General features: G+C 69.7%; 6 protein-coding genes. 5 read left to right on the top strand and 1 reads right to left on the bottom strand.

What is annotated here, in order from left to right:
- Positions 1-42 precede the first annotated feature (42 nt).
- The 5 genes from KYK13_RS07350 to KYK13_RS07330 all read left to right on the top strand — a co-directional run bounded on the left by KYK13_RS07350 (position 43) and on the right by KYK13_RS07330 (position 11,733).
- Entirely contained in the window at positions 43-2,697 is a 2,655-nt protein-coding gene (locus tag KYK13_RS07350) for a carboxypeptidase-like regulatory domain-containing protein (protein ID WP_223643087.1), read from the top strand.
- A gap of 420 nt (positions 2,698-3,117) precedes the next feature.
- Positions 3,118-5,001 carry a carboxypeptidase-like regulatory domain-containing protein gene (locus KYK13_RS07345; RefSeq protein WP_223643085.1) on the top strand — a complete coding sequence of 628 codons (1,884 nt, stop codon included), beginning with the start codon at positions 3,118-3,120 and terminating at the stop codon, positions 4,999-5,001.
- Positions 4,988-5,428, top strand: coding sequence for a hypothetical protein (locus KYK13_RS07340; protein WP_223643083.1), 441 nt, complete (start codon positions 4,988-4,990; stop codon positions 5,426-5,428). The genes KYK13_RS07345 and KYK13_RS07340 overlap by 14 nt, the downstream gene beginning before the upstream one ends.
- Before the next feature lie 49 nt (positions 5,429-5,477).
- Entirely contained in the window at positions 5,478-8,720 is a 3,243-nt protein-coding gene (locus tag KYK13_RS07335) for a carboxypeptidase-like regulatory domain-containing protein (protein ID WP_223643081.1), read from the top strand.
- 88 nt (positions 8,721-8,808) lie between these two features.
- Entirely contained in the window at positions 8,809-11,733 is a 2,925-nt protein-coding gene (locus tag KYK13_RS07330) for a carboxypeptidase-like regulatory domain-containing protein (protein WP_223643079.1), read from the top strand.
- 54 nt (positions 11,734-11,787) lie between these two features.
- On the opposite strand, the gene KYK13_RS07325 is transcribed toward KYK13_RS07330, so the two are convergent.
- Positions 11,788-13,353, bottom strand: a complete 1,566-nt coding sequence (locus tag KYK13_RS07325) for a hypothetical protein (RefSeq protein ID WP_223643077.1) — start codon at positions 13,351-13,353, stop codon at positions 11,788-11,790.
- Between the last annotated feature and the right edge of the window lies 1 nt (position 13,354).

Genomic DNA, 13,354 nt, shown 5'->3' with positions numbered 1-13,354 from the left:
TGGGGGGCAGTCGCGTTCCTCTTCGGATGGAGCGTGGCCTGTGTGTCATTGCAAGACGCGACCAGCGCAGACGCCAGGGCGGCCCGCGCGGGAACGCGTTCCACGCGGCCCCTTCCCTCCCCGCCTCCGGGCCCGCTGCGCATCACCGGCGCGGTGCGCGATGCACGAGGCCCTGTCGCGGGGGTGGAGCTGTCCGCGACGCGCGTGGACGCAGACAGCGTGTCTCAGCGTCCGTGTCCCCACCCGGAGCGCGCCCGTCCGCTGCAGACACCGGTCGAACACTGCTTCCTGGAGCTGGCGGCGTCTACCGCACGCCTCGTGGAGGCCCGCGCAGGCGAAGCACCCGTGTTCGCGCGGACGGTGACGGGGACGGATGGCACCTTCGTGCTCGAGGGACTGCCGCCGGGCGCCTTCACGCTCTGGGCGCTGGGCGACACGGGCGCGGCGGTGCGACAGGAGGTGCAGGCCGGCAGCGAGGGCGTGACCTTCCCGCTGGATGCGGGCTTCTTCCTCTCCGGCGCGGTGGTGGAGGACGACGGGCAGACGCCCATTCCAGGCGCATGGGTGACGGCGGTGCACGAGTCCGCGTCCCGCTTCTTCCGTGTGCTCGCGGATGACAAGGGACACTTCCGCATCGGGCCCCTTCCGCCGGGGCGCTACCTGAAGGTCGCGGGGGCGGAGGGCCGGGTCCCCCATGCCTTCCGCGAGGACGTCTGGCTGAGCTCGGACGTGGAGGTGACGCTGGGGATCAAGAGGAGACAACGGCTCGAGGGCGTGGTCCTCACGCAGGAGGGACGCCCCGCGAGCGGCATGACCGTCCACCTGCGGCCCAACGCGGAGTTTGGCGAGACGTTGACGACCCGGAGCGATGCCCGGGGACGGTTCGTCTTCGACGGCATCCCTCCCAGGGAGTACACGGCCTGGGCCTGGAACGACGGCCAGACCGCATATGGCGACAGCTGGGTGACTCCGGCCCGCAGCGCCGTCATCCGGATGCGGCCCAGCCCGTTCATCGAGGGCACTGTGAAGAACGAACAGGGGCGTCCGCTGAGCGGGGTGCTCGTGCAGGATCTCTCGGGTACCGTTGGAGACGAGCTTCCCCCAGAGACTGTCACCGACGAAGCCGGTCACTACCGGCTGGGGCCGCTGAGCAAGACCTCCGTCACCGTCTCTCTCAAAGGTGACCACTCCCGCGTTCGACGCGAGCAACTGCTCCTGGGTGGAGCACGGACCGGCCCATGGGACTACACCCTCACGTCTGGCCAGTCGGTCGACGGCACCCTGGTCGATGACGAAGGCAAGCCTGTCCCCGGCGTGTCCCTGTCGCTGGGACGGCCCAGCGCTTCCGGTGGATTCACCTTGGCGGCCATGAACTTCGAGGATGCGTTTGGCAAGTCCGACGAGGCGGGCCGCTTCGTCGCGGGTGCGCTCGATGCAGGCGCGTGGGACCTCTCCGTCGAACCCCAGGGCTTCATCCCCCTGACGGTCCCCGTGAAGGTACCGTCGACAGGGGTCCGCCTGGTGCTGGACCGGGGAGCCTCCGTGTCGGGCACGATCACGGATGCGACGGGACAACCCCTGCCCGAGGTGCGTGTCGGTCTCTGGAGTTCGACGCCCTCGAGCGGTCGCTCGCAACCCGACCCCATCTCCACGGACAGCCACGGGGCCTTCTCGATGAGCGGACTGAAGCCGGGCCGCTACGTGCTGGAGGCCTGGCACCGCACGCCGGGCGCCGTGCAATGGGCTTCCCAGACCCTCGACCTGAAGGAGCGGGCCCACGCGGACGTGGTCCTGCGGTTCGAGGAGGAGGGTCGGACGCTGCACGGGGTGACGACGGATGCCGCGGGCCAGCCCCTCGCAGGGGTCTGGGTCCAGGCCTGTCTCTCGCCAGAGGACGCTTCCGCGGGAAGGGGGCGGATGCTGAGTTGCGCCTCCACGGAGGATGACCGTGTGAGGTCCGGACCGGACGGCCGCTTCACCCTCAAACATCTGACCGCGCCGGTGTATCAGCTCGTCGCCGCAAGGGAGGGCTTCCGCCTCGCGCCCGGCCGCTCGCGGGGCGGGACACCCGGTCCGCGCTCCATGCGCGTTCCGGCGGGAGCCGACGACATCCGGTTGGTCATGGAGCCCTCCCCCCGGTTGAGAGCACAGGTCGTGGATGAGAACGGCGCGCCCCTTCCCAGCACGGTCCGAATCGAGGAGGCCACCTTCGTCGTTGCCTGCCCGGATCCAACCTCCGTGTCCCGGGCAGAGCAGCATCGCTTGGATGGCCGTTTCGCCCTCCCCCTTCCGGAGGACCGCACCTGGCAGGTGACCGTGAGCGCGAAGGGCTTCTTGGGCCTCGAGCGATTCGTCGAAATGAGTCCCGGTCAGGACATCGACCTGGGGACCGTGAAGCTGCTCAAGGGCCGGAAGGTTCGGTTCGACATCCTGGATGAAGCGACCCGCGCTCCCCTTGCGGGAGCCCGCGTCACCATCGACCTGAGCTACGCCCTGAATGTCTGGCCGTATGAGGTCGCCATGCCGCCCTCGTTTCACGGGAACCTCGACATGACGGGCACGGTCGAGTTCGAGGACCTGCCCATCTCCCCCATCCACTTCAAGGTCATGACGGAGGAAGGTCAGCCCTATCGGGAAGGCATCGTGGAGACGCGGCAGGACGTCGTCACGGTGACGCTGCCGGCTCCGGGCCGCTGAGCCGGACGGGGGCCTTCACCGCCGGGAGATACGCGCATGAAGAGGGGACATGGCCAGGCAGCGTTCCTCGTCGCGGGCATCATCGCGGTGCTGCTCGTGGCCCTCTTCCTGCGCTCAGGTGACGCCGCCTCGCCTCCTCCGGGCCGGAGTTCCTCCAGCGGTCCAGCGCGCGTCCCGGGCTCCCATACGGACTCGTTCGCCATGACCTCCGCAAGGGAGAGCCTCCGCATCCGCGGCATCGTGCGGGATGCGCGCGGTCCGGTCCCGGGCGTGCGTGTGTCCGCGTCCCAAGTGGACGCGGACTCCCTCTCGCAACGCGCCTGCCCGTTGGAACCACGGTCCCGCGAGTTCTCCTGTGCCGGGAAGACGTGGCTGACGAAGTGCTGCTTTCATGAACGGGGATTCGAACTCGCGCGGCTCGTGGAGGCCCGCGAGGGCGAAGCCCCCGTGTTCGCGCAGACGGTGACAGCGCACGATGGCAGCTTCATCCTGGATGGACTGCCCGCCGGAGCGTTCACCCTCTGGGCCCAGGGCGATATGGGCACGGCGATGCAGCCGGATGAGCCAGCGGGAAGCACGGACGTGGCACTGACACTGGAAGCAGGCATCTTCCTCTCCGGCACCGTGGTGGATGAAGACACGCAGGTTCCCATTCCCGGTGCGCGGGTGACGGCGGTCCAGGATACGCAGTCCCGCTTCTTCGACACGCTCGCGAATGCCCAGGGGCGCTTCCGCATCGGCCCCGTGCCTCCAGGCCGGTACCTGAGGGTCGGGAGCGCGCAGGGCTGGCGGGCGACCCCCTTCCGCGATGGCGTCTGGCTCGACGCCGACGAGGACATGACCCTGGAGTTGCGGAAGCAGGCCCAGCTCGAGGGACTGGTGCTCACCCCGGAGGGACGGCCCGCGAGCGGCGTCACCCTCCACGCATTCGCCGCGGGCGTCTCGGACGACACCCAATCCACGCGAAGCGATGCGCAGGGCCGGTTCGTCTTCGAGGACGTCAGTGGGGTTCACCACACCGTCTGGGCCTGGGCCCCGGATGGGAGCGCCTATGGCGACGCCCCGGTGACGCCTCCGGCGCGGATCGTGATCCGGCTGGAGCCCGTGACCTTCATGGAGGGCACGGTGAGGGATGAGCGGGGCAGACCCCTGGAGGGTGTGCGCCTGCGAGGAGGAAACCTGCCGGAAGAAGTCCAAGCCTCCCTAGAGGCCCGCTCGGATGCAGCAGGGCACTACCGGCTGGGGCCACTGCGACAGACTCACCTGCACCTGCGACTGCTGCGCGCTCGATACACCAACAGGGCCGAGGAGGTCGACCTTCGCGCGCCGCATCCGGGACCGTGGGACTTCACACTCCAGCCAACGGGCTCGGTCGAAGGCCAGGTCGTCGATACCGAAGGCACCCCGCTTCCAGGCATCCGGTTGCTGCTCGCCAACATCCCTGACGACATCAGTACCCGTGACTCCTTCGAAGAGACTGAGGTCCGGTCGGACGACGATGGTCACTTCATCCTGGACACCGCGGCCAAGGGGTCAGGCTACCTCTTCGCCGAGTCCGAGGACTTCGCCCCCGTGGAGCAACCCGTGGAGTTCCCATCGACGGGAGTCCGCGTGGTCCTCAGCCGAGGGGCTTCCGTGTCCGGCAAGGTCTTGGATGCGAAGGGAGTGCCGCTGTCACACGCGGAGGTCCTGTTGTGGGACACCCCGCCACTGCATGGAGACTCTCGCATCCTCCGGGTGGACGGCGAAGGCGCCTTCTCCGCTGCGGGGCTGAAGGCAGGACACTACGTGGTGGAGGCCCGGCTCCAGACCTCTGGCGTCGAGCAGTCCTTGTCGCGGCCCGTCGACCTGGAAGCGCACTCGCGGGCCACTGTGTCGCTTCGCTTCGAGGAAGGTCGCGCGGTGAAGGGGCTGACGGTCGACACCGATGGACAGCCATTGGCCGGCGTCCGGGTCCAAGCATGTCTCGTTCAGGAGAAGGATCCCGCTTGGCCGACACGTCCCCCTCGATGTGACGCCGACCTCGAGCAAGGCGTTCTCTCCAGGCAAGGGGGTCACTTCGTGCTCAATCGCCTGGTGGGCTCGGCCTATCAACTCGTCGCGTGGAAGGAGGGTCATGTCTTCGTGCCCGCTCGCTCGCGTGGCGGAAACTCCGGGCCAACCGCGGGAGGTCCTGGCGGGGACAGAAGACATCCGGCTGGTCCTGCAGAAACGTCCCACGCTGCGCGGACAGGTCGTGAACGAAGACGGAATCCCCGTACCCTGCGAGGTGAGAGGCTGGCGCAACCAGGTGCCCGCGCCTGACGGCGCCATCGCGTTTCCCTTGCTGGAAGATGGCCCCGGGAAGATCACCGTGATGGCCAAGGGCTTCATCGACCTCAAGCGGGAACTGGTCGTGAGCCCCGACAAGGACATCGACCTGGGAACGCTGGTGATGCAGCGAGGCCGCAGGACGCGCTTCATCATCCTGGACGAAGCGACGGGAGCCCCCCTGGTGGGCGCCCGCGCATTCATTGGCCCGAGTGAGCACGATGCAGTTGAGTACACGGGGCAGCCTCCCGGAACGTTCTACGGAAACCTCGACACGGAAGGTGGCGCCGACGTGGAGGACCTCCCCTTCACGCCCGTCGTCATGACCGTCAGCCTGGGGTCGGACGAGTTCGAAAGGGAGGTGACCTTGGGCAGGCGGCAGGAAACCGTCACGGTACGGATGCCCGCCCCAAAACACTGAGCCCGGCGAACGACTATCGTGCGACTTCGCACTTCAGGAGACGCAGCGCATGCAGAGAGGGCATCGAGCAGCCGGGTTCACGGCCGCGGTCGTCGCCGGATTGCTGCTCCTGGCCTTCTTCGCCCTGCGCGGGCCCGAGAGCACTTCGGGCCGCGCATCCCGGGGCTCCACTGCTTCCTCCGGGTTCTTCACTGGCATCAGCGCGGGACAGGCCACCCTCTCCTCGACTGGAAACGCGCGCATCACCGGCGTCGTGCGCGATGCACGGGGTCCGCTTCCGGGCGTCCGCGTGTCCGCGTCCCGCGCTGAGCCGGAGGTCACGCTGTCGGAGCGCTCGTGCCCTCCTTCCGATGACGCGTCTCCGCGCCGGTTGATGCAGTGCTGGAACGAAGCCTTCGATGAGCTGGTGGATCAGGTCGACAAGCGCGAAGGAGAAGCCCCCACCGTCGCGGAGACCCTCAGCGCGGAGGACGGCACCTTCGTCCTGGACGGACTTCCCGGCGGGACGGTCACGCTCCAGGCCTCCCGCGGCCAGAACGTGGCGCTGCGCTCGGACGTAGCGACAGGCCAGCAGGGCGTGGTCCTCGTGCTCGATGAAGGCTCCTTCTTCGAGGGCGTCGTCCTGGAAGGACCGACGGGAAGCGCCCCCATCGCGAATGCCCGCGTCACCGTCTTCTCCCACGAGCACACGCGCTTCTACCCCGCGACCAGCGGCGCGGACGGACGCTACCGCATCGGGCCCGTGCCTCCAGCGGACTACGGCATCCTCGTCACGGCATCCGACCGCGGCCCCAACCTGCGCATGCGGGCGGAGCCGCTGGAGGAGGACACCTTCATCATGGACCGCCCCGCGAAGTACGCGGGCACGGTCGTGACGGAGAAGGGAGCTCCCGCGCCCGGCGTCTCCGTCCGGCTGTACACCCCCCGCGCCGCGCCCGAGTCGCGCACCGCCCTCACGGATGCTCGGGGCCACTTCTCCTTTCCCTCCTTCGAAGAGGTGCCTGGCCAGCTCTTCGCGGAGACCTCCACGCACGACGGACTGGCCCATCTCAGGACAGAGCCCCGCGAGGACATCGTCCTCACGCTCGGGCCCGGGACGATCCTCCAGGGCACTGTCAGCGATGGGAATGGAAGCCTGATTCCCGGCGCTCGGGTCCAGGCGGATCTCGACGATGGGAACGCGCCGTCCCCACGGAGGCAGGCCGTCACGGATGCACGAGGCCACTATCGGCTGGGGCCGCTGTTCCCTCTGCCACATTTCGTGACGGCCCACGCCGCGCGCCACCTCCACGTGGAGCCGGATTACCAGCAGTTTGACGAGGCGGAGGAGACGCTCGACTTCACCCTGCCGCGCGCAGTCTCCGTGCAGGGCATCGTCGTTGACGAAGCGGGCCAACCTCTCGCGGGCCGCAAGGTCGTGCTCCAGCCGGGCCCAAAGCAGGATCCCCAGAAGCTGGACACCGCCATGGATCGCACCGTGACGGATGACGCAGGGAACTTCGTGCTGGCTGCGGAAAAGGCAGGCCTCGCATCGCTGCGGATCCACGACCCGGCCTTCATCCCCCAGAGCTTCGCCGTGGAGCTGCCCTCGGAGAACGTGCGGCTGGTCCTGCGCCGGGGTATCACCGTGTCCGTCACCGTCCTGAGCGCGGCAGGTGCACCGGTACGCGGCGCCCAGGTGGCGCTCTGGAAGAGCCACGCGCGCGGCGAATCCGAACACACCGGCGTCACGGATACCCGGGGACAGGCCACGCTCCAGGGCGTCCCTCCCGGAAGCTACGTGGTCGAGGCTCGGGTGGCGAAGCAGGCCGTGGACGTCCACGCGTCCCAACCGCTGGAGATCGCGACGGGTGAAGCGCCGTCCGTCACGCTGAGATTGGAGGAAGGCCGGACCTTGAAGGGCGTCGTCGTGAATCTGCGGGGCCTGCCCCTGGCTGGGGTCAGCATCCGCGCCCAGCTCCTGGACGCGGACCGCCCCCGCTACCGCGGCGACCTGCCCGACCTTCGACGGGCTCCCGAGGGCGTCCGCACGGACGCCGAGGGCCGCTTCACCCTGCGCCAACTGAGCGCGGACCGCTACGTGCTCACAGCCTCACTGGAGGAGCACGTCATCGACACCTCCCTCTCAAAGGGCATCCGCGCTGGCGAGGACGACACCGCCGTGGTGGCCAGCGACGCGGGAGAGGTCCGGCTGGTGCTGCGGCGCACGCCGCACGTGCGGGGCCGGGTGGTGGCGGAGGGTGACGCGAAGCTGGAGTTCTTCGAAGTGAATGGCCGTCGCTACACGGACCCGGATGGGCACTTCGACACGCTCCTGCACGAAGCCACCGGAGCCCAGCGCTTCGTGGTGAGCGCCAGGGGCTTCGCAAGGATGGATCGCACCGTCACGCCTGACGGGGAGAACGACGTGGACCTGGGGACGGTCACGCTGACGCGGGGACGGACGCTCCAGGTGTTCCTGCGCGATGCCGCGACCGGCGAGCCGTTCACCGGACGCGTGCGCGATGACTCCGGGCAGTGGGCGACAGGGGCCATCGGCTATTGGATCCACGGGGAGGGCGTCGCGGACGGCCCGCCCTATCTGTCAGCTACTGGAGCAGAGCCTCGAAAGGATGGCTCGCTGCTGCTGGAGCATCTGCCCACCACCGAGTTCACGCTCGAGGTGGACACTCAACGCCACCTGCCGGCGCGAGCGACGGTGAGCGCGGAGCAGGACACCCTCACCCTCTCGCTCGACACTGGCGCCCGCGTGGTGGGGCACGTACGCGATGCACAAGGCAAGCCCGTGGAAGCCCGGCTCACCTTCACGCGCTCTGACGGCGTAACGCTTCAACGCTATCTCGGCTCGGGAGACTTCACGCTCCGGGGCATGCCCCCCGGGCTCTACACGGTGAACGCCTTCGTGGAGGACGCGGCACGCGACACCGTCTTCCCGCCCCGCACCTTGCGGATTCCTCCCAGCGGAGACGTTGCCCTCACCTTCGACGCCCTGGACACCGGCGCCACCGTCACGCTGCGGCTGCCGGAGGATGTCGACGACGCGTTCCTGCTGCCCGGCCAGGCGCCCATCCCCGACAGCGCAAGGGCCTTGGTACCCCTGCGCCTCCAGCAGCACCCCGTGGAGGAATGGGCAGGCACGTCCATCACGTTCCGGCACGTTCCCGCGGGCCACTACACCGTCATCGCGCTCACCCGCGACAAGGACCGCATCCATCGCGAGGAACTGGACGTGCCCGCCGACGGCACCGTGTTCCGCGACGTGAAGCCGGCGTGGATGCCTTTCACGCGCTGACGCACGAAGCAGGGCCCCGGGTATCCTGTCTGGCATGGGGAATGGCAGACAAGGGGGATGGAAGCCCTGGCTGGGAGGCGCCGCGCTGATGGTCGTCGCGCTCCTCGCCTTCCTCCTGTGGAACACCGAGGCGCCTTCATCGACGAAGGACACTCCCGCGCCCACGGCGTCCGCGCTGAAACCCGTGGCTCGTGCCACACGGGTGACCACGCCACCACGGCCCGCGGGCACCGCGCGCATCACGGGTCATGTCCTGGGCCCCTCTGGCCCGACCGCGGGCGTCCGCGTCTCCGCCTCCCGCGTGGAGCCGGGAGTCACGCTGTCGGAACGGCCCTGCCCCTCCCCCACGGACCAGGACGACGCGCGGGCTCCGCTGCTCAAGAGCGGCGCGTGCAGCTTCGACTTCGAACGCATGCAGGGCGAGTCCATCGAGGCCCGCGATGGTGAGGCCCTGGTGTTCGCGGAAGCGACCACGGACGCGGAGGGCCGCTTCGTGCTGGAGGGACTGCCCGAGGGCCACGTCACGCTCTGGGCCCTGGGCGACACGGGCGCGGTGTCGCAGGGCGGCGTCGCGGTGGGCTCGGACAATGTCGAACTGACGTTGGAGCAGGGCGTGCTCTTCGAGGGGACCGTCACGGACACGGACCGCAAGACGCCCGTCCCCGACGCACGGGTGACACTCGTCTCGCGCTGGCACACGCGCTTCTTCGACGCGGTCACCGACGCCGAGGGTCACTTCACCGTGGGCCCCCTCCCCCAGGGGGACTACGCCGCCTTCGTCACCGCCGAGGGCCGGTCCCCGTGGTTCCAGCCGGAGCTCGAATCCCTCACGGCCCTGGAGCCCGTGGTGCTCGCGCGCGCACTCTCGCTCTCGGGACAGGTCCTCTCGGCGGATGGCGCACCGGTACCGGGCATCCTGGTGCACCTCGACGGTGACACCGCGACGGCGTCCAACCAACGCACCACGACCGATGGAGAGGGGCGCTTCCGCTTCACCGCACCCGCCGTTCTCCATCAACTCAACGCGGAGTCAGGAGGCGCGTTCGCCACGCTGGACGTGACCCCGCCCCTGGAGCACGTGGAGCTGCGCCTCCAGCCCGGCGTGTTCGTCACAGGCACGGTGCGAGACGACGCGGGCCAGCCCATCGCGAACGCGCGCGTGGAGACCTACCGCGAGGACGGCGGTCCGGTCACCGCCGAGGCGACCACCGTGACGGACGCTGGGGGCCGCTTCCTGCTGGGCCCCACGCGGCCCGGGCCGCATACCTTCCGGGTCCTCGCGCCCCATTACCTGGACGTGGAGGAACCTGCGCGGAAGCTCCAGCAGGGCATGGCGCCCCTGGACTTCACGCTCCGGCGCGCGCAGAGCGTGGAGGGCCGCGTCGTCGACACGTCGGGTGCTCCAGTCGCGGGCATCCTCCTGTCGCTGTCGGGCAAGCTCGGCGACAGGGACGCCATCGACGCAGGCGGAGCCCGGCGCTCGGATGCCACCGGGCACTTCATCCTGGACGTGAAGCGCGCGGGGACTGGTGAGCTGTCCGTGGAGGATCCGTCCTTCCAGCCTCGAACCCTCGCGGTGCGCGTCCCCTCGCGAGACGTGGTGGTCGTGCTGGACCGGGGCGCCTCCGTGTCCGGCACCGTCACCGATTCGCGGGGACTGCCGCTGCGGGGAGCGAACGTGACGTTGGAGTCGGAGGCGCAGGCGGCGGAGGAAGACGTGCCGTACAAGGAGCCACGTCAGGCCCTGACGGATGAACAGGGCCGCTTCCATCTGCAAGGGATTGCTCCGGGCACCTACCTCCTGGGCGCCGTCGTCCGAGGAGACCTGATGGACGCCTCCGTGTCCCAGCCCCTCACTTTCCAGGCGCGCGAACACCCAGACGTGTCCCTGCGCCTGGAAGCAGGCCGTGAGCGCTCCGGCATCGCGGTGGATGGCGCGGGCCAGCCGCTCGCGGATGTCGTCATCACCGCGGACCTCCCCGAGAGCGCTTCATCCGGTTGGCGAGTCGACTACGACGAGGGTCCTCCCGGCCTCCGCACGGGCCCGGACGGGCGCTTCACCCTGCGCGGGCTCGTGGCCCCTCGCTACGCGCTGTGGGCCAACCTGCCGGGCTACAGCTTCCGCCCCCGGCGCTCCCTGGGAGGCGAGCCCGACACGGAGAACGGCGCCCTCTGGGTGGACTCCAGCGAGGCGCCCCTCCAACTCGTCCTGGAGCGCGACGGACGCATCCGGGGCCGCGTCGTGGACCCCGGAGGCCAGGCCGTCACCTCGTTCAAGGTGACGGGCCTCCCGGACCACCAACAGCCCGATGTGTCACCGGACGGGTCCTTCGAGCGTCCCTTCTCCGCCACCGGCCCGGTGGTCCTGACCGTGGAGGCCCCTGGCTTCATGCCGCTGGAGCGCGCCGTGACGCTGACGGAGGGCGTGGACCTGGACCTGGGCCTGCTGACGCTCGATCCCGGCTGGACGCTGCGGCTCGACCTCCACGACGCGGAGACCGGCGAGGTCCTCTCCCAACTGGAGTCCCTCCGGGCGACCCTCGGCAAGCCCACGGACTCCGCCCTCGTCCGCGGGCTCGCGCTCCCCCGGAACGTCTCCGTCCGCGACGGCGTCTACACGCTGACGGAGCTGCCGCCCCCACCCTTCACCCTGTCGCTCCGGAGCCGGAACACGCGGCCCTTCGAGCAGCAGGTGACAGCCCGCATGGACACGCTCACCGTGGCCCTGGACCGCGCCGCGACGGTGCGGCTCCTGGCCCGGGACACGAACGGCACGCCCCTGCCCGCGCTCATCTCGCTCAAGGAGGTGGAGCGCCCGGGGATGATCCGCTACCAGGACGCTGCCCCAGGCGGAACCCTCGTCCTCCGAGGCGTCGAACCCGGCGAGTACCTGCTGGACGCCCGCGCGGCCGACCCGGACGAAGGGCCCCGCTTCACGCCCAGGAAGGTCCAGATTCCCTCCCGGGGCGAGGTGACCTTCACCGTGGAAGCCCCCCCTCTGTCGCATCAATGAAAACGGCGGCCTTCCCTGGGGAAGGCCGCCGCTCTCACTGCTTCGGACTCCGGACTACTGCGCGGCGGTGATGGTGCCCACCGCCACGTTGATGGCCTGCAGCGAGCCGGAGGCCGGCAGCGCGTGCGCCTTGAGGACGTTCAGCGGCACCACGGTGCCGGCCGGCGTCTCGGCAGAGGCCTTCACGGTCAGCGCCACGGACAGCAGCGCGCCGTCGTACGCATGCGCCGCAGCGCCCTTCTGGTACACGCCCACGCTCAGCGTGCTGCCCTTCACGGCAGACTTGAGCAGGTGGGGCGCGGCGCCCAGGTCGTAGCCACCGTTGGCCACGTACTCGGTGCCGCCCACGGTGGACCAGGACGCGGTGGCCGCATCCAGCCCCAGCGTCAGGTCCGCGCCGCGGCCAGACTGGCCCGTGGGGCCCACCAGGTCCAGCACCAGCGTGTTGCCCGAGGACAGGCTGGCGTTGCGAACCAGGCGCCAGCCCGTACCCGTGGGGTCCACGTAGTTCACAGTGCCGGCGGCGGGCACGGTGATGACGGCGGAGTCCTTCTTCGACGCATCCGCCACGCTGGTGGCCGTCACGGTGAACGAGCCCACGCGGCGCGGCGCCCGGTACACGCCCGTGCTGCTGACGGTGCCGTTCGCGTCACCGCCCTCCACGGACCAGAGCACCGCCTGGTTGTTGGTGCCGGTGACCTGCGCGGACAGGGTGAAGGCGCCATCCTGCGCCACCGTGCCCGTCTTCGGAGAGACGGTCACCGTCACCGTCTCGACGACGACGGGGTCCACCCGGATGGTGGCCGTGGCCTTCTTCGTCGCATCCGCCACGCTGGTGGCCGTCACGGTGAACGTGCCCGTCTTCTTCGGCGCGCGGTACACGCCCGTGCTGCTGACGTAGCCGTTCGCGTCGCCACCCTCCACGGCCCACTGCACCGCGAGGTTGTTGGTGCCGGTGACCGTGGCCGTGAGCTGGACGGTGCCATCCCACGTCGTGCTGCCCGACGCGGGGCTCACGGCGACCTTCACCTCTTCGACGACGACCGGCTCCACCGTGATGGTGGCGGAGGCCTTCTTCGTCGCATCCGCCACGCTGGTGGCCGTCACGGTGAACGTGCCCGACTTGTTCGGCGCCGTGTACCGGCCCGTGCTGCTGACGGTGCCGTTCTCGTCGCCGCCCTCCACGGACCACTGCACCGCGGTGATGGAGGAACCGGAGACCTCGGCCGTGAGGTCCGTGACGGTCCCCTGCCCGATGGTCACCGTCTCCGGCGTCACCTTCACGATGACCGTCGGCGTCTCGCCGACATCAGCAGGCTCCACCTTGACGGTGGCCGTGTCCTTCTTCGAGGTGTCCACCGCGTTGGTGGCCACCACGGTGTACGTGCCGGCTTCGGCCGGCGCGGTGTAGACGCCCGAGCTGGTGATGGTGCCGTGGGAGTCGCCTCCCTCCACCGACCAGAGCACGCGCGATTCCTTCGCGTCCTTCACCGAGGCGCTGAAGGCCTTCTTCTCACCGGCCTTCACCGTCGCGGTCTTCGGAGTCACCGTCACCGGCCCCGAGTCGGGGTCGGTGCAGGCCGCCAGCGCCCCAATCAGGAGCGGAACAATGAGCTTCATC

The organism is Corallococcus sp. EGB (assembly GCF_019968905.1).
Lineage (GTDB): Bacteria > Myxococcota > Myxococcia > Myxococcales > Myxococcaceae > Corallococcus.
The sequence above is the reverse complement of the archived record's forward strand: the minus strand, read 5'-3'. Positions and strand labels throughout refer to the sequence as shown.